An 18,798-nucleotide genomic window follows, 5' to 3' on the forward strand; every position below is an offset into this window, starting at 1 on the left:
GGCTTCGGCCGCTTTTTGCTTTGCAAAGAAAATGTGTCTCCTGGCTAGAACTTGCAAATTAAATTTGCATGTCCTGGCTTGCTGCAAGACACCTGCTGAACACGGGGACGTTGCTTGCCTACTGTGGGATATTCCAGGACCGCAGGCTCGACAGTACTGTCAGGAGTTCGGCCGGTTCCACGGGCTTGGCAACGTGCATCTGGAAGCCTGCCGTCAGCGCCCGCATCCTGTCCTGCACGCGCGCGTAGGCGGTGAGGGCCACGGCAGGCACGCCAGGTCGTCCAGCTTCCCGTTCACGCCTGCGCAGCTCGGCAATGAACTCGTAGCCGTCCATGTCGGGCATGCCAATATCGCTCACCACCAGGTCGGGATGGATCCCTTCATACAGGGCCAAGGCTTCGCTCGCGTTGGAGGCGGTTTCGACCACGGCATGGGCACTGAGCAGGACCGATGCGAGCATATCGCGTGCGTCATCGTCGTCTTCCACCAGCAGGATCGTGGCGCCCCTCAGGCCGAACTCTTCCGTATCTTGCGGGAGCGAGAAATTGGCTGCAGCCTCCGCCGCGGTCTCCGGCGCCGCGCCCGATTCCCTGACTGCCGCCAGCGGCAGCGTCACGGTAAATACCGATCCTTTGCCCAAGCCGTGGCTGTCTGCCTGCACATACCCACCGTGCAGTTCAACGAGCTTCTTGACAATTGCCAGGCCCAGTCCGAGGCCGCCCTGGTGCCGGGTCGAAGTGGAATCGACTTGCGTGAACGTGTCGAAAATGGTCGGCAGGTGTTCGGCAGGTATGCCTGCGCCGTTATCGCCGACGACGATCTGGACATTGGAGTCGATCTTTTTCAGCGTGAGGTGAACCCGCCCCCCTTTGGGCGTGAACTTGATTGCATTGGACAGGAGATTCCAGATAATTTGCTGGAGCCGCTCCGGGTCGCCGGAAATCGGACCAGCCGAGGGATCGAGCACCAGCTGCAGGCTGATGCTCTTCGCCTGGGCGGCCGGGCGCAGCGCCTCGAGCGCTGCATCGACCGACAGCTGGGGCGAAAACAGCTGGACGTTCAGGCGCAGCTTGCCGTTGACGATGCGTGAGATATCCAGCAGGTCTTCGACGATCTGGGCCTGGCTGCGCGCGTTCCTCTCGATCGTGGTGATGGCGCGCTGGCGCATCGCATCGTCAAGCTTGCCCGAGGTGAGCATTTGCGCCCAGCCCAGGATCGAGGTCAGGGGGGTACGCAACTCGTGGGAAACGGTAGCAAGGAACTGGTCCTTGGCCTCGTTCGCGCGCGCCGCTTCTTCGTACAGTTTTTGTTTTTCGAAAGCATCGAGCTCGGCACGGCGACGGGCAAACAAGGCCTCCTGGTAGAGCGACGCCTTGTTCAGTCCGATTGCAGCCTGGGCCGCCAGGGTTTCGACCAGACGTTCATGGCTTTCGGTGAACCGGTCGGTGTCCTCGTGGCCGAAAAACAGGCCGCCAACCACCTCGCCATCACCGAGGCTGACCGGCACCGCCAGGTAGGAGCGTACCGGGAGGTGACCGGCCGGCATGCCGTAATGCGGGGCCATCTTGCCGTAGCGCAGGTCCGAGCGGATGTCGCCGCTTCGAATCGCTCCTTCGCCCCGGAAGGTCGGGCCGAACAGGTGGGTCGCGCGCGGCAGCGGAAATTGGCTGAAGTGCTCCTTCGGCACGCCGGCGATCGTGTACAAGGTATAGCTTTCGCCAGCCTCGTCCAGGACGTTGTAGAAGAAGGCCCCGAACTGGGCGCCGGTCAGCCGGGTCGCCGCCTCGGTAACGGCGTCCACGATCTTTTCATGGCTCAGTTCTTGAAGGATCAGCAAGCCGATCGTGTGCAGCGCTTCCCGTTCGCGTTCCTGCTGGAGTCGGGGTCGTGCATCCTGCACCTCGATCACCGTCCCGACCACCTTGCCCTCCCGGCGTACCGGGCTGGCGGTGAAATAGACCGGATAGAAAGAACCGTCGCGATGTACGAAGATTTCTTCTCCCTGCTCCTGCATGTTGGCCGGGGCGGCCCGGTCGATGGGGCATTCTTCAAGCGGATAACGCGTGCCGTCCGGCCTGGTATGGTGGACGAAGTTGTGCAAGGGAGCCCCTTGCACCTCGTCGAGCTGGTATCCGGTGAGCGTTTCGGCCGCGGGATTCATGTAGACGCAGCACTGGCGCTCGTCCATGACGAACATGGCGACGGTGGCGTTATCGCAGACGTCTTGAAGGTGCGAGAGGAGGGGGAGTCGGATAGGAGAGGACACGGGACGGCTCGTCAAGGTAAGCCGCGATTATACATACGGGCTCGTGGTCCCCCTGTCCCGTTCATGCCGCCCGGCGTACCGGCTCATGTGGCGCGGTTCACCCTCAGGAAGGCGGCGGTCCACCGGCCTGGGTTGCGACGCCTGCCAGGATCGCCAGCAGCACGTCGGTGTCGACCGGTTTTGCCAGGTGGTGGTCAAAGCCAACCTGGCGCGACAGTTCCCGGTCGCGAGCTTGGTGATAGCCGGTGACGGCCACCAGCGACACGCCGGCCGCCTGCGGCATGGCCCGCAGCCGTGCGGCCAGCGCCAGGCCGTCCATGTCGGGCAAGCCGATATCGAGCAGGAACACCTGTGGACACAGCGTCGCTGCGGCTGCCAGGGCCGCCGCGCTCGAATACACTGCCTTCGCTTCATGCCCGAACACCGACAGCAGTGCCGCCAGTGCGTCGGCAGCGTCGCGGTTGTCGTCCACCACCAGCACGCGCAGGGACGGCCCGGCCGGGCTGGCCGGCGCTGCGCAGGCCATGCCGACATCGCCGGCGTGGCGCGGCAGGCGGATGGTAAACGTGCTGCCCAGTCCAGCGCCCGCGCTGGCAGCGACGATTGTCCCGCCATGCAGCTCGACCAGGCTCCTGGCCAGGGCCAGGCCCAATCCGAGGCCGCCTTGTGTCCTCGCCAGGGTGCGGCGTCCCTGCACGAACAGGTCGAACACCTGCGCCGCCAGTTCCGCATCCATGCCGATGCCAGTGTCCGTTACCGTCAGTTCCACATCGGCCCCGGCGGCGCGCAGCCGGATCGCAATGGCGCCGCCGTCGGGCGTGAACTTGCTGGCATTGGAAACGATATTGGCGAGCACCTGGATGATGCGCTTGGGGTCGGCGTTCACCGGCACGGGTTCCGGGGGAAGGTCGAGCTGCAGGCGATGGCCGCGCGCCTGCGCGAGCGGCGCGACCTGCTCGACGGCGTCGGCCACCAGGGCGCGCAAATCGAGAAGGGATGTGTCGAGTACGACGAGGCCGCGGGTCACCCGGGCGACGTCGAGCAGGTCGTCCACCAGGCCCGTCATATGCCGCACCTGCCGCGTGATGACGCCTGCAGCGTGCCGGACGCGTTGCGGATCGTCGGCCATGATCGCCAGCATCTGGGCGGCCGAGCTGACAGGCGCCAGCGGGTTCCTCAATTCGTGGGCGAGCATGGCAAGGAATTCGTCCTTTGCCCGGTTGCTCTGGGACAGCTCGGTGACCAGGTCTTCGCGCTCCCGGTACAGCTGCGCCAGCAGGTGGCGTTCGGTCGCGTCGCGGGTAAAGCAGCGCGTATAGCGCAGGCGGCCTTGTTCGAAGCAGCCGTTCGAATTGATGACGACATGGCGGATGGCGCCGTCCTTGCACAGCAGCCGGGCCGGCTCGTCCTGCAGGGTGTGTCCCTGTTGAAGGCGCTCAAGGATGGAACCGATGACCTCGGCGTCGGCATGGAACTCGGCAACGTGATGCCCCACGTACTCGTCCCACCGGTAGCCGAGCAGCGCAAGCTCCGCCTTGTTGGCCCACAGGATGGTGCCGTCGGGCCCCACCCGGTGCAGGGCTTCGGCGGCATTTTCCAGGAAATCCATCAGTTCGCGCTCGCGTTGCCGCAGTGTCGCCTCGGCCTCCTTTCTCCGGGCGAGCTCGCCTTGCAGTGCACGATTCTGCTGCTGCACGATGGCGAGCTGGTGCGTCACGTCCTGCGCAGTTCCGGGCGCGGCATCGGCATGGTGCCCGGCGCAGACATGGTCATGCGCGAAGCAGATGCGCTGGAAGGCGGCGGCCTCCTCGGCCGTCGAGAACTGCTGCCAGGGATAGGCGCAAAGCAGTGCGAACCTGCATTCCTGCGCCAGGCCATTCCACAGTTCTTCGAGCCGGACCGCAGCGTCATACAGGCCGTGCGAACACAGCAGGGCAACCATCTCGCCGAACGCGTGGATTGTTTTTCCGGACCGGCAGGCATGGCGGACGACGTCGCCGACCGCGATCCCGAACAGCTGTTCATCCGGCCAGTCATCGACCATGAAACGCGCCAACGTCGCTTGCGCATCAAGCACGACGAGCTGTCCTGCTTCCCAGCGGCGGCCCTTGAGCGAAGCCAGTCTCATCAACTGCTGCTGCAATGCATCTGCATGTTCAGGCGTCGCAATGACGATCGCCGCGCCGCCGGTGCCCAATCCCTGGTCGATGAAGTCCGCCACCTCCGTCAGCAAGGCGTCGTCGTCCTGGTAGAAGCGAACGACATGGGACGAGCTTGAGGGCTGTTGTTGAGTCGGATGGTCGAGGTGCGCGGGCATGCATGTCCCTTGGATGAGGGTAGGCACATTGCCTAGAAGCGCAGATTGTAACAGTCACGGTCGGGCTTTATGTAACAGTCCTTATCAATGGCATTACTTATCGAACAATTGTGTTTGATATCAATCCACCGCAAACTAGCGGCGCATCGGGACGACGCAGGCGCGTGGCGGCCTGAGGCCCGGCGGTGCAGGCATGATCCGGCCTGAAGGGACATACAAGAATACGCCGGCTTGCGCCGGCGTTTCTCTCTTTGCTGCTGCCATGCCTTCCGGACCGGAAGCAGGAACGCCGCTCCCGGCTGCGCAGTGCGCTCAGCGCTGCCAGTGCCGGTCGCGCGCCTTGCGCTCGGCTGCGGCGTCGAGGGCTGCGCCGTCGATGCGCTCGTCGATGGCCTCCAGCACGGCCGATGGCGCCGCGCTCGACGCTTGCCGGTACGCCGCGCCGTTTGCAGGAACCTCACGCAGTACGGGAATGCGCCAGCTGTCGTCCTGGCGGCAGGCCAGGCCTGCACTGCCGTTGACCGTGAAGCTCCTGCAGAAACCGCCATCACGCGCCGCGAAACTCAGCCCGATCTGGACACGCTTGCCGGATTGCTCCGTGCCCGCGAGCTGTTCCGACAATGCAGTGGCCAGTTCTCCTCGCGCCACCAGTTGCCCACTGGCATCGAGGGCGGCGAAAGCGGCGCCGCCGGGACCCCCGAGCCAGGCCTGGCCGGCCAGCACGCCGACCACCAGCGAGGCGGCCAGCGCCTCCCAGCGTGGCCAGCTGCGTGCAGGGGCGGCGGCCACCGCACGCGGTGGATCGGCCGCCAGCCGCGCCTTGCGTTCGCGCGCGGCGTCCAGCGAGCTGATGTTGTTACCGGCAGCGCCGTTTCCGGCGCTCGCCTGCAAGCGGGCCGGCACCGGCTCGTCCAGCACGCCGGCGAAGGCGGCGAACACATCGGCGCGCAAGGCGCGGTGGCGCGCGATGGCCGCGGCGACCGCGGGATCCTCGCGCTCGGCGCGCTCGACCTGGCTGCGCTCGGGTTCGCCCAGCTCGCCGTCCGCATAGGTCATCAGGGTGTCGTCGGAAAACTTCATGCCAGGGTCCTCGCTCCATCTTGCAAGATTGTCTGCAACGTGTCGCGCGCGCGCGCCAGGCGGCTCGTCAGGGTGCCGATCGGTATGTCCAGCACCTCGGCCGCCTCTTTGTAAGGCAAGCCGTCCACCAGGACAAGTGCCACCACGATGCGATGTTCCTCGGATAGCAGGCTCATCGCTTTTTGCACGGCCATGCGCTGCTGGTGCGCCCCGATGGCGTCGTGTCCGACCTGTTCGCCTTCGCCTTCCGGTGCGAACAGATGGTCGCGCCGCACCCGGCTGCGCACTTCGTCGATCCAGGCATTGCGCACGATGCGAAACAGCCAGCTGTCCAGGCGCGTGCCTTCCGTATACTGCTCGGAGCGGCCCAAGGCGCGTTCCATGGCAACCTGCACCAGGTCATCCGCGTCTTCCCGGTGAAACGTCAGGGAACGCGCAAAGCGGCGCATGCGGGGCAACAAGGCGGCGAGTTCTTCGGCAAGCATGGGGAAGTTGGCGGTCACATGAGATAAACGTCTGCGCCAGGGATTTTATTCCATCTGCCGAGCGTTTACTTCGATATAGTTCCCATTTTCAACGAAAGAGTGCAGAGCCATGACATCCGGTCGACCGATGTTCGCCGTCCTGGCGCATGCCGCGCTTGCGCTGGGCCTGTGCTTTCCCGGCACGGCTGCTGCGCAGTTGCGGCTGCCATCCCTGAACCTGCCGCAAGGCTTGGGAAACCCCGGTCTCGATGGCCTGGTGCGTCCCGCCGAGCGGCTGCTGGACCGGGTGGTGCCGGGCGAGCTGGGCAAGTTGCGGCTGGAGCAGGCGACCGAGCTGCTGCGCCGCCACCCGGATGTGCTGGAGACCGATACCCGAGGCGAACCGGTGGTGCGATCCGAAATCCTGGCCTCGTCCCCGACGCCGGCCCTATTGGCCGCCGCCCTGCGCCTGGGTTTCCAGGTAATCCGCGAGCAGCGCTTCGAGCTGCTCGGCGAATCGCTGGTCGTGCTGCGCGCGCCCGGCGGCATGACCACGCGCGAAGCACTGGCGAGCCTGCGTGGCCTCGATCCGCAAGGCGCGTTCGATTTCAACCATGTCTACCTTGGTGGCTCCAGTACGGCGCCGGACGATGGGATGACCGCGGGCATGTCCGCGGGCGGCGCGGCAGGGCGCGGGGCCGTCGGGCTGATCGACAGTGGTGTGGCGGCCGCGCACCCGGTCTTCGCGGGGATGGTAATCGAAGAATTCGGCTGCGGCGACACCCGCCATCCGGCACCGCACGGCACCGCCGTGGCGGCGCTGATGGTGGGCCGCAGCGAGCGCTTTCGCGGCGCGGCGCCCGGCATGCGGCTGTATGCCGCCGATATCTATTGCGACACTCCCACCGGCGGCTCGGCGGACAAGATCGCTGCGGCCCTGGGATGGATGGCCAGGCAGCGGGTTGGCGTGATTAACCTGAGCGTGGTGGGCCCGGCCAACGCGACGCTGGCGCGGGTAGTCGGGGCGATGGTCGCGCGCGGCCACCTCCTGGTGGCGGCAGCGGGCAACGACGGCCCGGCGGCGCCGCCGCTGTACCCGGCCAGCTATCCCGGTGTGGTGGGCGTGAGCGGCGTCGATCCCGAGGGAAGGCCGCTGCCGGAATCGGCGCGGGGCCCGCAGGTGATGTTTGCCGCGCCCGGCAGCCAGATGGTGAGCGCGGCGCTCGGGGCGCCGCCTTATCGCCAGGTGCGGGGCAGCTCGTTCGCCGCACCGATCGTATCGGCACTGCTGGCGCAGTCCCTGCCGCAACCGGAACGCGACGCCGCGGCGCGCGCCCTGGCCGCGCTGGCGCGGCTGGCGGTACGCAGCGACCAGGCGTCGGTCAGCAATGCGACCGGCCATGGCGTGGTCGGCGCATCGTTCAGGATGTCCCCAGCACGGTTTCGCTGAAAATATTTTTCAGGTGATGGAATAAACGGCCGAGCCCGCTCGTTTTCCATGTAACGGCGCGCACATCGCGTGCTACCTACTGGAGAAATCACCATGAAAACCACCACTATCGCCCGTCACCTCGCCATCGTCCTCATGTCGGGCTTTGCCGTGTCAGCCCACGCCCAGCTGCTCGGCGGCGGCGGCGGACTGGGCCTGGGCGGCGGGGCCGGGGGCATGATCGGCGGGGGCTTGAGCGGCCGCATGGGCGCGATGGACGCGATGGGCATGCGCGGCGCACCGGACGCGCCGCGCGGCATCGAACGCCGCGCGGCCGGGCGCATCGACGCCGATGGCATTGCCGCGGCCCGCGGCGCCGCACGCCCATCCCTTCTTCCCGCCGCTGCCCCGTCTGCACCTTCCGGCGCGGCAGGCATGGAAGGCGGCCTCACGGGCAGCCTGCAATCGGCGGGACGTTCGGCACAGGGCCGCGTGGATGGCGCCGCCAATGGGAATGGCGACGCGCAAGCCCTGCTGCCGCGCGCAAGCAGGTCCGACGCGGATTCTGCCAGCGGCGGCCTGCCCGCAATGCTGGCCGGGAGCGCGCAGGGCAACGGGCGCCTCCAAGGCTCAACGTCCAGGAGCGCCGGCGAGCTCGCCGCTGGCGTGCGGCAAACGATTCCCGCAAGCGCAGGCAATGGCGCCGCAATGCCCGACGCAGGTGGCGCTGCGCAGTCGAGCGGCGCAGCTGGCGGCGCAGTGGCGGCGCTCCCAGGGCGCGGGATCGCGGCGACCGGCGTGGTCTCGCGTGCCGCCACCGCCCGTGCCGGGTCGATGGGTGACATGGGCGGCCAAGCTGGTTCGGCAAGCGATGGCGCAGAAGCCGGCGGGAACGGCTCGGTAACGGTGTCCGGCACCCTGCCGGGAAGCGGCAGCATGCAGGCAGGGCGCAGGGCAATGGCCCTGGCTGGCAGCGCAGGCGCCCATGCCGCCGGGGCGGCGTCCTCGGGTGCCGCAGCCGTCCGCGGCCAGGCCAGCACGACGGCCGTGCGGGCCGGGCAGGCGGCGCACGCCGCCCGCGGCGCGCTTGCCGCAAGCGCGGGCACTGCGCTCGGCAGGGAAGGTTCGGTCGTGCAGAAGGCGAAGGCCACGCAACTGCCGGCCTCGGTCCAGGCTGGAGGCGCTATCTCGGCCAGCGCTTCCGCGTCTGGCGCTGCCGGCGCCAGTGAATAAAAGCGCGAAGGAGTCCCGTATGCCCTGAGGGGCTACGGGATGCGCGCTCGGCGGAGGCACGCGCAGTCAGCCGCAAGGGGGGATCTGGCCATGGCGACATGCCCAGGGTCAGCCGTAGGCGCCGCCGGTATACATCAGGTCGAATACCCGCGCAATCATGCCGATCAGCGCAATCGCGCCCACCCCCACGGTCAGCACCAGCAGCAGGGCCAGCATCCAGTTCGAGCGCGAGCCCTTGCCGCTGCCCTGGTTGTGCCGCGCATCCCAGGCCTCGTCGGGTGTTAGCCCGATCACCAGGCCTTCCACGAAGCCCACGACATACGAGAGCAGGATCGGCAGCACCACGTAGAAGGGATGCGGATGCACCGCGCCCCACAGGATGCCGGTGATGGGCACGCTGCACAGGTGCAGCAGGCCGAGCCGGTCGACCGGGCCCTTCACGTAGAAGCGGTGGACGCCGAAGCCGCCCAGCAGCAGGGCGAGCAGGGTGGCGAAGGTCTTGTTCTTGTGCCGGACAGCCATGAGCATTGCCAAAAGTTCAGGAAACCACGAGTATGGTGCAAAATGGCAAGGAAGGCACGGGAACTCTGCAGTTCCTGCCTTGTCAACTGATCAACCGCACCCGATGATCAAGACGCGCTCCTACCTGTCGGAAATCCAGCTCAAGCCTTCGGCGCCGGTCGGATCGCAGGATTTTCCGGTCAACCTGCCGGTCGTGCGCGCGCTCGAGCGCCTGCCACTGCATCCGGGCGTCACCCAAGCCACCGCACGACCAGTCCCACGGCGAGGCTTTCCTGAGCCTGTTCATGAACCGTTTTGCCAAGGACAGCTTCTACGTGCTGGACGAGCCGGAGGCGGGGCAATCCCAGGGAAGGGCGGTCACTGGTAGTCTTGTGGCGCAAAATCAGCGATAATGCTCAATTCGCCGGGGTTGCGCGCCGGGTTGTCATTAACGCTTGCCGCTGTGCGGAGATGCGCGCTATAATCGTCGGCTTTCTCCGTCCAGTACAACTTTTTGGAATTATTATGGTCGTTATCCGTTTGGCTCGTGGCGGCGCAAAAAAGCGCCCGTTCTACAACATCGTTGCAACCGATTCGCGTAACCGTCGCGATGGCCGTTTCATCGAGCGCATCGGTTTCTACAACCCGATGGCATCGGGCGCTGAAGTCGGCCTGCGTATTGCAGCTGACCGCCTGGCTCACTGGCAAGGTGTCGGCGCACAACTGTCGCCAACCGTTGCTCGCCTGGTCGCAAACCAGCAGCCTGCAGCCTAAGTAAGGTTTTACCGGTTTGATCGATTCGGCAGCATCCGGGGTGGAAGCCCCCGACGACCTGGTGCAGGTTGGCTATGTGTCCGGTGCGTTTGGAATCGTGGGTGGACTTCGCGTTACCCCGTTCTCCACTGACGCAGACGCGCTGCTGAATATCAAGACCTGGTGGATTGACAAGCCGGCACTGCATTCCGTGAAGCCGCGGAACGCGAAGATGCATGGTGGCGACGTGGTCGTCACCCTGGTCGGCTTGCGCGACCGCAACGATGCCGAAGCACTCAAGGGTGCGGCGGTGTTGGTATCGCGTAAAGAATTCCCGCAGCTCGAAGACGACGAGTATTACTGGTCCGACCTGATCGGCCTGGATGTGGTCAACCTCGAAGGCGAAGCCCTCGGCAAGGTCACCGACATGATGCACAATGGCGCGCAATCGATTCTTCGCATTGCGCCTGTCGTGAATCCTGAAGCGCCCGATGCGAAAGCGTCCGAGCGCCTCGTGCCGTTTGTGGACCAGTTCGTCAAGACCGTCGACTTGGGCGCGAAACTGATTATCGTGGACTGGGGTCTGGATTATTGACCCGTCCCATGCGAAGCGAGGTCCCGATGCAATTTGACGTCGTGAGCTTGTTTCCAGAAATGTTTGCCGCATTGACGCAGTCGGGTGTGACCCGGCGCGGCATCGAGCAGCAGCGCTGGGCCCTGACGCTCTGGAATCCACGCGATTTCACCCAGGACCGCCACCGCACTGTGGATGACCGCCCCTACGGCGGCGGCCCCGGGATGGTGATGCTGGCCAAACCGCTCGAAGCCGCGATCGCCGCCGCGAAGGCGCGCCATGTCGAACTCGGCTTGCCGGCGCCGCGCGTGGTGTTCATGTCGCCGCAGGGCAAACCGCTGACGCATGAGCGCGTGATGGCGCTGAAGGACGAGCCGGGACTGGTCGTGCTGTGCGGACGCTACGAAGGAGTGGACCAGCGCTTGCTGGATCGCTGCGTCGACGAAGAGATTTCGTTGGGCGACTTCGTGCTGTCGGGCGGCGAACTGCCGGCGATGGCGCTGATGGATGCAGTGGTGCGGCAATTGCCTGGCGTACTGGGCGACGATGCCTCGGCAGTCGAAGACAGTTTCGTCAACGGCCTGCTCGATTCGCCGCATTACACGCGCCCGGAAGTCTACGATGGCGAACCGGTGCCGCCGGTCCTGATGGGCGGCAACCACGCAGAAATCACCAAGTGGCGCCGCCAGCGCATGCTGGAGGCGACCGTGGAGAAACGCCCGGAATTGATAGGCAAGGCGCGCGACGCCGGCCTCTTGACCAAGCTCGATGAAAAGTTTCTGGCAGGTTTGAAAGAATCTGCCGAGTAAGAATGTACCTTGTGTGCATGTAACGGTGGGCATGTTGCCTGCCTGTTCAACCCCATCCTCTACTGGGCACCGCGCTTGTATCGCTCAGCGCCAGCAAGATGGTTTCTGGAGTCATAAAAATGAATCTGATTCAGCAACTCGAGCAAGAAGAGATCGCGCGCCTCGGCCGCAGCATCCCTGACTTCGCACCAGGCGACACCGTCGTCGTCAGCGTCAACGTCGTCGAAGGCAACCGCAAGCGCGCCCAGGCATACGAAGGCGTCGTCATTTCGCGTCGTAACCGCGGCCTGAACTCGAACTTCATCGTTCGCAAGATCTCGTCGGGCGAAGGCGTCGAGCGTACGTTCCAGCTGTATTCGCCGCTGATCGCTTCGATCGAAGTGAAGCGTCGTGGTGACGTCCGTCGTGCGAAGCTGTACTACCTGCGCGAGCGTTCGGGCAAGTCGGCACGTATCAAAGAAAAGCTGCCACAGCGCAAAGTCAAAGCTGCACCAGCAGCAGAGTAATAGCGTCCGTGTTCAGGAAAAGGCATCCGCAAGGATGCCTTTTTTCGTTGTAAGCCCGAGGAGTGTGATTTGAGCAAGCCCCTGTTCGATCCCATGGCGTTGCGCGTCGATGGCCTGGCCGGCGAAGCCGCGCTCCAGCCGGCGCAGTTGAGCGCGCACGCCGTGCGCGCGCGCTTTGCCCGCACGCTGCCCTGGGATCCGGAGCCGTCCGATGAAGCGCTGATGGCGCCACTGGTGCGCCTGCGCCGCGCCGCCGTGCTGGTGGCCCTGGTCGATCGTCCCGGCGGCCTCACGGTGCTGCTGACCAAGCGCACCGACCATTTGTCGAGCCACGCCGGCCAGGTCAGCTTTCCCGGCGGCCGCGCCGAAGAGCTCGATTCGTCCCCGATCGAGACCGCGCTGCGCGAAACCGAAGAAGAAATCGGCCTGCACCGCCGCCACGTCGAGATCGTTGGCGTACTGCCGGACCACGTCACGATCAGCGCCTACCGGGTCACGCCTGTCGTGGCGCTGGTGACGCCGCCGTTTGAACTCAATGCCGATCCGGGCGAGGTGGCCGAGATCTTCGAGGTGCCGCTGAGCTTCCTGATGGCCGGCGCCCACCACGAACGACGCTCGGTCGAGTTGCCGGAAGGGGCGGGCAGGCGTACGTTCTATGCGATGCCGTATGAGGAGTATTTCATTTGGGGGGCGACGGCGGCGATGTTGAGGAATTTGTTTCATTTCCTCAGGGCGTAAGGTTTTTCGTAGGGCGGACGGGTCCTCCCGCCCGCGCATTCAACGAATGTCATCGAACCACGGTGCGTCGTCATTGAGGTAACGTGAACGTGCGGGGTGATCTGGTCCAGTGGACCGGATCACAAGCCGCCCGCCCTACAAAAGCCCGCCAGCCCACCTCTGCGACTGAAGCTTTATTCCACCCCCGAATTTGATTCCGGCCCACTTCTCCGCTATCGTAGCGGCAGCACAGTATTGCCAGAACAAAAAAGGATTCCTGAATGACATTTTTCTCCATCCTCGTCGCGCTGATCATCGAGCAGCTCAAGCCGCTGCGCGCCGATAACCAGGTCTACGGTGGCATCAAGGGTTTCGCGATGCGCATCGAGGGCTGGTTCAATGCGGGCGAGCGGAAAAATGGCCGCATGGGCTGGATCCTGATGATGCTGGCGCTGATGCTGCCGACCTGGCTGGTGTACTGGGTCTTCATGTACTACAACCTGGTGCTGCTGGCCTTTGCCTGGAATGTCCTGATCGTCTACCTGACGCTCGGTTTCCGCCACTACAGCCATTATTTCACCTCGATCCAGCTGGCCCTGAACACGGGCGACGAAGCCACCGCGCGCCAGTTGCTGGCGGAGTGGACGCGCACGGACACCGTCGGCATGGACAGCACCGAGATCACCCGGGTGGCCGTCGAAAAGGCCCTCGTGACCACCCACCGCAACGTATTCGGCGTATTCTTCTGGTTCCTGATGCCGCTCGGACCGGCCGGCGCCGTGATGTACCGGGTGTCGGAATACCTGGCGCGCGCCTGGAACGAACCCGACCACATGCGCAACGAGGCCTTCGGCCAGTTCGCCGCCCGGGCCTTCTACTGGATCGACTGGATGCCGGTGCGCCTGACGGCGGTGGCCTTTGCCGTGGTCGGCAATTTCGAGGACGCGATCTATGCCTGGCGCAACTTCGCCGGCCGCTGGGCCGACGAATCGCGCGGCATCATCCTGGCGGCAGGCGGGGGCGCGATGGGCGTGCGCCTTGGCACGCCGAACGAGAATGCGCCGCAGCTGCTGCCGCTGGATGCGGCAATCGTGGACCTCGGCGACAGCGAATCGGATATGCTGCCCGGCGAGGAACCGAACCTGCGCTCGATGCAGAGCACGGTCGGGCTGGTGTGGCGGGCGCTGATCCTGTGGATGATCCTGCTGCTCCTGCTGTCGAGCGTGGTGTGGCTCGGCTGATCCATAAGTGCTCACTGCCTCGTCCGTGAGTCTTCTATAAGATATAATACTGCGCTGAAGTTGTTCTCATCCACGCAGTATTCTTGTTTCAGCAAGCAGCACTATGGCCGAGTTACCGCAGACCGCGGATAAAGAACTCAAAGACGAGTTTTTTATCCTGGGCATCACGAGCAACGGCAGGCAATTTCGTCCCAGCGACTGGGCCGAGCGCCTGTGCGGGGTCATGTCGTGCTTCGCGCCTGGCAAGGCCGGTCCCAACGCCCACCTCCAATTTTCCCCCTGGGTTCACCCGACGGTCGTCAACGGCACCAAGGCCGTGGTCGTCAGCCGCGAGCTGCAGAAGGTCGAGCCGCTGGCCTATCACTTTGTGCTAAATTTCGCCAAGGACAATGACTTGCAGGTAGCAGATGCCTGCTTCGTGCCGCCGCCGGGCGAAAAGAAGCCGGGCGCATAGATCGGCCGATTCGCCTTCCAGATTCCGGAACTGGCGCTATGATGAAAGTCATAGTGCCAGTTTTGGTTTGCGAGTGTGGAGGAGAAGGAAGCGTCAAGGGTTCGCGTTTGGGCGCAGACCCGAAACCCTGATCCCACCAGCGCAAAGCAGGGGAGAACCATCATGCACATCGGCCAAATCTGCACCAACCAGGCTACCTGGTGCGCCCGCGATGAAACCGTGCAGGGCGCGGCATTGATGATGCGCCGCTACCATGTGGGTGACGTGATCGTGGTCGACCAGGTCGACGGCGCCAGCATCCCGGTCGGTATCCTGACCGACCGCGATATCGTGGTATCCGTCATCGCGCCCGGGCTCGATCCGACCAGCCTGCTGGTCGGCGACATCATGGCCGACGACCTGTTGACCGCCCGCGAAACCGACGACGTCTACGAGACCATCGAGCACATGCGCCTGCGCGGCATCCGGCGCGTGCCCGTGATCGACGCCGCCGGGGCCCTGTCGGGCATCGTCAGCGCCGACGACCTGCTGGAATTCCTGGCCGAAGAGATGGGAGAATTGTCCCGTATCAGCCCATATCAACAAGCCCACGAACGCAGGGCCCGGCAGTAGCGTTTTTCATCGACCCGGTCTGCTACCATCCTGCATGTTCAAAACATGCGGGACGGCATTGTCCTGCCAACATGACAGGACACCATGAACTCGATCAATCTGATGTACGTCAAACGCGGCCTGGCGGCCCGGGCCGTGGCCGGCAGCCTCCTGTGCCTCGTGGCAGGCGCCGCCTGGAGTGCGCCGCAGGCCAAGCCTGCATCCTCGCCCAGGGCGGCGCCGCTGCCGAAGGGCGTCACGCTAGGGCCCTCGGTCGAGGGCATCACCGAATACCGCCTCGCCAATGGCCTGAAGGTCCTGCTGTTCCCGGATACCTCGCGCCCGACCGTGACCGTCAACATGACCTATCTGGTCGGCTCGCGCCACGAGAACTACGGCGAAACCGGCATGGCCCACCTGCTCGAGCACCTGCTGTTCAAGGGCACGAAAAAGAACCCGGACATTACCAGCCAGTTCTCGCGCCGCGGCATGGAGTTCAACGGCACCACCTCGCTCGATCGCACCAATTACTACGAGGTCTTCCAGGCGTCACAGGACAATCTGGACTGGGCGCTGCAGATGGAAGCGGACCGCATGGTGCATTCGCCGGTGGCGCAGAAAGACCTGGCCTCCGAGATGACCGTGGTGCGCAACGAGTTCGAAAGCGGCGAGAACTCGCCCGGCAATGTGCTGTTCAAGCGCATGCAAAGCGTCGCCTACGACTGGCACAGTTACGGCCGCTCGACCATCGGCAACCGCAGCGACATCGAGAACGTCAAGATCGGTAACCTGCAGGCCTTCTACCGCACTTACTACCAGCCCGACAATGCGACCCTGCTGGTGGCCGGCAAGTTCGACGCGAATGCCACGCTGGCGACCATCCACCGCCTGTTCGGCGCCATCCCCAAGCCGAAGCGCGCGCTGCCGCAGTTCTGGACCGTGGAGCCGACCCAGGACGGCGAGCGCAGCTTCGCGGTGCGGCGCCAGGGGGACGTGCAGATCGTCGCGGTCGGCTACAAGATCCCGTCCGACCTGCACGACGATGCGGAAGGGTTGGGCTTTGCCTCCGAAGTGCTGGGCGACGCGCCCAACGGCCGCCTGCACAAGCTGCTGGTGGAGTCGGGCAAGGCCAGCCAGGTGTTCAGCTTCGGCCAGACCGGCTATGCGCCGGGCCTGCAGTTCTTCGGCGCCGTGGTCAAGAAGGGCGATCCGGTCGAGCCGGTGCGTGACGCGCTGGTCGAGGCCGTCGAGGGCCTGGCCAAGCAGCCGCCGACGGCCGACGAGATGGAGCGCGTGCGGCGCTCCTACCTGAACACCATCGAACGCAGCCTGAACGACCCGCAGGCGGTCGGGGTGGCGCTGTCCGAGGTGATCGCGCTGGGCGACTGGCGCCTGTACTTCCTGAGCCGCGAACGCCTCAAGGCGGTCAAGGCCGAGGAAGTCGCTGCGAGCAGCGGCCGTTACTTCATGCGCAGCAACCGCATCATCGGCAGCTTCGTGCCGGAAGACGCGCCGCAGCGCGCCCTGGTGCCGGCCGCACCGAGCGTGGAAACGGTGATGAAGGATTTCAAGCCGGCAGCGAGCAGCCTGGTGTCGGAAGACTTCGACCCGAGCCAGGCCAACATCATGAAGCGCACCACCTTGATGACCGCGGGCGGGGTGAAGCTGGCCCTGCTGCCGAAGAAGAACCGCGGCGAGACAGTGACGGTGAGCCTGCGCCAGCATTTCGGCGACGAGAAGAATTTGTTCGGCAAGAGCGCCATCGCCGGCCTGACCTCGTCCATGCTGATGCGGGGCACCACGAAGTACAGCCGCGCCGAGCTGGCCGACGCTTTTGAGAAGCTCAAGATGACGGGCGGCCCGAATCACTTCCAGACCACGCGCGAAAACCTGGCCGAGGCGATCAAGCTGGCGGCGCACGTGCTGAAAGAGCCGGCCTTCCCGGCAGCGGAATTCGAGCAGCTGCGCAAGCAGATGCTGGTCGGCCTGGAAGCGGGCCGCGCCGAGCCGCAGAGCGTGGCCGCGCGCGCGCTGGGCGTGCACTTCGAGCAGTACCCGCGGGGCGACATCCGCCATGCCAACACGCTGGAAGAAGACATCGCGGACATCCAGGCCGTGCGCCTGGAAGACCTGCCCAAGCACCACCGCGAGTTCCACAACAGCAGCCCGGCCGAGCTGGCGATCGTCGGCGACTTCGACCCGAAAGAGGTCGTGCCGCTGGTCGATGCGCTGTTCGGCAAATGGACCGCGCCGGCCAACGTGGCGCCGATCCTGGGCAAGCACGCGGAGATAGCGGCCGCTACGAAAATGCTCGATACACCGGACAAGGAAAACGGCTTCTACATCGCGCGCATGAACCTCAACCTGAACCTGGAAGACCCTGACTATCCGGCGCTGATGCTGGCCAATTACATCTTCGGGGAGGGCGGCCTGAAGTCGCGCCTGATGGACCGCATCCGCCAGAAGGACGGCCTGTCCTACGGCGGCGGCTCGGACCTGTCGGCGGGCGACTTCGACCGCGCCGGCGCCTTCATGATCAGCGCGATCGCCGCGCCGCAGAACCTGCGCAAGCTCGATGGGGCGGTACGCGCGGAGCTGGTGCGCGCCGTGAAGGACGGCTTCACGGCAGCCGAACTGCTTGACGCCAAGTCGGGCCTGATGCAGCAGCGCCTGCAGAACCGCACCAACGACGGCGTGGTGGCGTCGGGCTGGACCAGCTACCTGTACCGCGGCCGCACCTTCGAATGGTCGGCGGCGCTCGACCGCAAGCTGGCGGCGGTCACGCTGGCGCAGCTGAACGCGGCCTTCCGCAAGGCGATCGACCCGGCCAAGTTGACGGTGGTGATGGCGGGCGACCAGAGCAAAGCCGGCAGCAAAGCCGAGGTCCCAGCCAAAGCTACGCCCTAGAAGCAACACTGCGGGCGTTCAATTGTGACAGCGCCCTGATGCTGCGTTAAAATGTTTCCTTTGAGAAGCATGAGTTGCAAGGCATCAGGAGCATCATGAAAGGCATATCCAAAGCGCAGCCGGCGGACACTCTTCCGTTCGCCGGTAAAGTCGCACTCGTCACGGGCGCCGCCAGCGGTATCGGCCGTGCCACCGCACTGGCCTTCGGCCGCGCCGGCGCCCACGTCGTCGTCGCCGACACCGCCATCGACGGCGGCCACGCCACCGCCGCCATGATCGTCGAATCCGGCGGCAAGGCCCTGTTCGTGCGCGGGGACATCACCCGCGCGGGCGAGGTCGAGGCGCTGGTCGAGAAGGCCGTCGCCCGTTACGGGCGCCTCGACATCGCGGTCAACAACGCCGCCTTGGACGAAGAGGGCGCGCCGCTTGCCGAAGGCGAGGAAGACCAGTTCGACCGCATCATGGGCGCCAACGTCAAGGGCGTCTGGCTGTGCATGAAGTACCAGCTGCGCCAGATGCTCAAGCAGGGCGGCGGCACGATCGTCAACGTGGCATCGGTCTCCGGCCTGGTGGGCGCCCCGAACCGCGCGGTCTACGCGGCCAGCAAGCATGCGGTGGTGGGGCTGACCAAGAGCGCGGCCGCGGAATACGCGAAATCCGGGATTCGCATCAATTCCCTGTGCCCGGCGGCGGTCAAGACGCCGATGCTGGCGCGCGCCGTCGAGCGCGATCCGGCCAGCGAAAAGAAGCTCAAGGCGGCGCACCCGATGGGGCGCTTTGCCGAGACGGCGGAGATTGCGAATGCGGCGCTGTGGCTGTGTTCCGAAGGCGCGTCGTACGTGAACGGGCACGAGCTGGTGGTGGATGGCGGGTTTACGGCGGTTTGAGGCGATACGGCTGCAACACCGTTCGGCTGCACACCACAACGCTGCCATTCACCCGTGGCGGCAATGGTT

17 protein-coding genes are annotated in these 18,798 nt (G+C 65.3%); 12 read left to right on the forward strand and 5 right to left on the reverse strand.

The window, feature by feature from the left end:
• Positions 1-118: 118 nt before the first annotated feature.
• From AC56K1_RS15565 to AC56K1_RS15580, 4 genes are all read right to left on the reverse strand, one after another.
• Positions 119-2,266, reverse strand: a complete 2,148-nt coding sequence (locus AC56K1_RS15565) for a hybrid sensor histidine kinase/response regulator (RefSeq protein WP_497158733.1) — start codon at positions 2,264-2,266, stop codon at positions 119-121.
• 103 nt (positions 2,267-2,369) lie between these two features.
• A complete protein-coding gene (locus AC56K1_RS15570) occupies positions 2,370-4,583 on the reverse strand; it encodes an ATP-binding protein (RefSeq protein WP_497158703.1) in 2,214 nt (737 codons plus the stop codon).
• 312 nt (positions 4,584-4,895) lie between these two features.
• Entirely contained in the window at positions 4,896-5,663 is a 768-nt protein-coding gene (locus AC56K1_RS15575) for an anti-sigma factor family protein (protein ID WP_497158704.1), read from the reverse strand.
• The gene (locus AC56K1_RS15580) at positions 5,660-6,148 is read right to left on the reverse strand and encodes an RNA polymerase sigma factor (protein ID WP_497158705.1); all 489 of its coding nucleotides are present in this window, start codon (positions 6,146-6,148) and stop codon (positions 5,660-5,662) included. The genes AC56K1_RS15575 and AC56K1_RS15580 overlap by 4 nt, the downstream gene beginning before the upstream one ends.
• A 109-nt stretch (positions 6,149-6,257) precedes the next feature.
• Between AC56K1_RS15580 and AC56K1_RS15585 the strand changes: the two genes are divergently transcribed.
• Both AC56K1_RS15585 and AC56K1_RS15590 read left to right on the forward strand, forming a co-directional pair.
• Positions 6,258-7,577, forward strand: a complete 1,320-nt coding sequence (locus AC56K1_RS15585; RefSeq protein WP_497158706.1) for a S8 family serine peptidase — start codon at positions 6,258-6,260, stop codon at positions 7,575-7,577.
• Positions 7,578-7,670: 93 nt separating this feature from the next.
• Entirely contained in the window at positions 7,671-8,789 is a 1,119-nt protein-coding gene (locus AC56K1_RS15590; RefSeq protein ID WP_497158707.1) for a hypothetical protein, read from the forward strand.
• A 108-nt stretch (positions 8,790-8,897) separates the two neighbouring features.
• Here the strand turns inward: AC56K1_RS15590 and AC56K1_RS15595 are convergent, their stop codons facing one another.
• Complete coding sequence (locus tag AC56K1_RS15595; RefSeq protein ID WP_497158708.1) at positions 8,898-9,311, reverse strand: NINE protein; 414 nt, start codon at positions 9,309-9,311, stop codon at positions 8,898-8,900.
• A 504-nt stretch (positions 9,312-9,815) separates the two neighbouring features.
• Between AC56K1_RS15595 and rpsP the strand changes: the two genes are divergently transcribed.
• The 10 genes from rpsP to AC56K1_RS15645 all read left to right on the forward strand — a co-directional run bounded on the left by rpsP (position 9,816) and on the right by AC56K1_RS15645 (position 18,729).
• Complete coding sequence (gene rpsP / locus AC56K1_RS15600) at positions 9,816-10,064, forward strand: 30S ribosomal protein S16 (RefSeq protein WP_036216003.1); 249 nt, start codon at positions 9,816-9,818, stop codon at positions 10,062-10,064.
• 16 nt (positions 10,065-10,080) lie between these two features.
• Positions 10,081-10,638 (forward strand): ribosome maturation factor RimM, encoded by a 558-nt coding sequence (gene rimM, locus AC56K1_RS15605; protein ID WP_497158709.1) that lies wholly within the window; start codon positions 10,081-10,083, stop codon positions 10,636-10,638.
• Positions 10,639-10,664: 26 nt separating this feature from the next.
• A complete protein-coding gene (gene trmD / locus AC56K1_RS15610; RefSeq protein WP_497158710.1) occupies positions 10,665-11,426 on the forward strand; it encodes a tRNA (guanosine(37)-N1)-methyltransferase TrmD in 762 nt (253 codons plus the stop codon).
• Positions 11,427-11,545: 119 nt separating this feature from the next.
• Positions 11,546-11,932 carry a 50S ribosomal protein L19 gene (rplS, locus tag AC56K1_RS15615; protein WP_171086142.1) on the forward strand — a complete coding sequence of 129 codons (387 nt, stop codon included), beginning with the start codon at positions 11,546-11,548 and terminating at the stop codon, positions 11,930-11,932.
• Positions 11,933-12,001: 69 nt separating this feature from the next.
• Positions 12,002-12,670: a CoA pyrophosphatase gene (locus AC56K1_RS15620; protein WP_497158711.1), complete on the forward strand. Its 669-nt coding sequence runs from the start codon at positions 12,002-12,004 to the stop codon at positions 12,668-12,670.
• 260 nt (positions 12,671-12,930) lie between these two features.
• Positions 12,931-13,890, forward strand: coding sequence for a CobD/CbiB family protein (locus AC56K1_RS15625; RefSeq protein WP_497158712.1), 960 nt, complete (start codon positions 12,931-12,933; stop codon positions 13,888-13,890).
• 103 nt (positions 13,891-13,993) lie between these two features.
• On the forward strand, positions 13,994-14,344 hold the full coding sequence (locus tag AC56K1_RS15630) for a DUF3579 domain-containing protein (protein ID WP_497158713.1): 351 nt from the start codon (positions 13,994-13,996) through the stop codon (positions 14,342-14,344).
• A 162-nt stretch (positions 14,345-14,506) separates the two neighbouring features.
• The gene (locus AC56K1_RS15635; RefSeq protein ID WP_497158714.1) at positions 14,507-14,956 is read left to right on the forward strand and encodes a CBS domain-containing protein; all 450 of its coding nucleotides are present in this window, start codon (positions 14,507-14,509) and stop codon (positions 14,954-14,956) included.
• 84 nt (positions 14,957-15,040) lie between these two features.
• Positions 15,041-17,842 carry a M16 family metallopeptidase gene (locus tag AC56K1_RS15640; protein ID WP_497158715.1) on the forward strand — a complete coding sequence of 934 codons (2,802 nt, stop codon included), beginning with the start codon at positions 15,041-15,043 and terminating at the stop codon, positions 17,840-17,842.
• Positions 17,843-17,937: 95 nt separating this feature from the next.
• Complete coding sequence (locus AC56K1_RS15645; protein WP_497158716.1) at positions 17,938-18,729, forward strand: SDR family oxidoreductase; 792 nt, start codon at positions 17,938-17,940, stop codon at positions 18,727-18,729.
• Positions 18,730-18,798: the final 69 nt, after the last annotated feature.

The organism is Telluria sp. ZB4P37 (assembly GCF_059685855.1).

What these genes read in the sequence shown, in the direction of transcription:
- AC56K1_RS15570 (WP_497158703.1), bottom strand. Translation starts at nt 4,583, where the DNA reads ATGCCCGCGCACCTCGACCATCCGACTCAACAACAGCCCTCAAGCTCG.
- AC56K1_RS15575 (WP_497158704.1), bottom strand. Translation starts at nt 5,663, where the DNA reads ATGAAGTTTTCCGACGACACCCTGATGACCTATGCGGACGGCGAGCTG.
- AC56K1_RS15580 (WP_497158705.1), bottom strand. Translation starts at nt 6,148, where the DNA reads ATGCTTGCCGAAGAACTCGCCGCCTTGTTGCCCCGCATGCGCCGCTTT.
- AC56K1_RS15585 (WP_497158706.1), top strand. Translation starts at nt 6,258, where the DNA reads ATGACATCCGGTCGACCGATGTTCGCCGTCCTGGCGCATGCCGCGCTT.
- AC56K1_RS15590 (WP_497158707.1), top strand. Translation starts at nt 7,671, where the DNA reads ATGAAAACCACCACTATCGCCCGTCACCTCGCCATCGTCCTCATGTCG.
- AC56K1_RS15595 (WP_497158708.1), bottom strand. Translation starts at nt 9,311, where the DNA reads ATGGCTGTCCGGCACAAGAACAAGACCTTCGCCACCCTGCTCGCCCTG.
- rpsP (WP_036216003.1), top strand. Translation starts at nt 9,816, where the DNA reads ATGGTCGTTATCCGTTTGGCTCGTGGCGGCGCAAAAAAGCGCCCGTTC.
- trmD (WP_497158710.1), top strand. Translation starts at nt 10,665, where the DNA reads ATGCAATTTGACGTCGTGAGCTTGTTTCCAGAAATGTTTGCCGCATTG.
- rplS (WP_171086142.1), top strand. Translation starts at nt 11,546, where the DNA reads ATGAATCTGATTCAGCAACTCGAGCAAGAAGAGATCGCGCGCCTCGGC.
- AC56K1_RS15625 (WP_497158712.1), top strand. Translation starts at nt 12,931, where the DNA reads ATGACATTTTTCTCCATCCTCGTCGCGCTGATCATCGAGCAGCTCAAG.
- AC56K1_RS15630 (WP_497158713.1), top strand. Translation starts at nt 13,994, where the DNA reads ATGGCCGAGTTACCGCAGACCGCGGATAAAGAACTCAAAGACGAGTTT.
- AC56K1_RS15635 (WP_497158714.1), top strand. Translation starts at nt 14,507, where the DNA reads ATGCACATCGGCCAAATCTGCACCAACCAGGCTACCTGGTGCGCCCGC.
- AC56K1_RS15640 (WP_497158715.1), top strand. Translation starts at nt 15,041, where the DNA reads ATGAACTCGATCAATCTGATGTACGTCAAACGCGGCCTGGCGGCCCGG.
- AC56K1_RS15645 (WP_497158716.1), top strand. Translation starts at nt 17,938, where the DNA reads ATGAAAGGCATATCCAAAGCGCAGCCGGCGGACACTCTTCCGTTCGCC.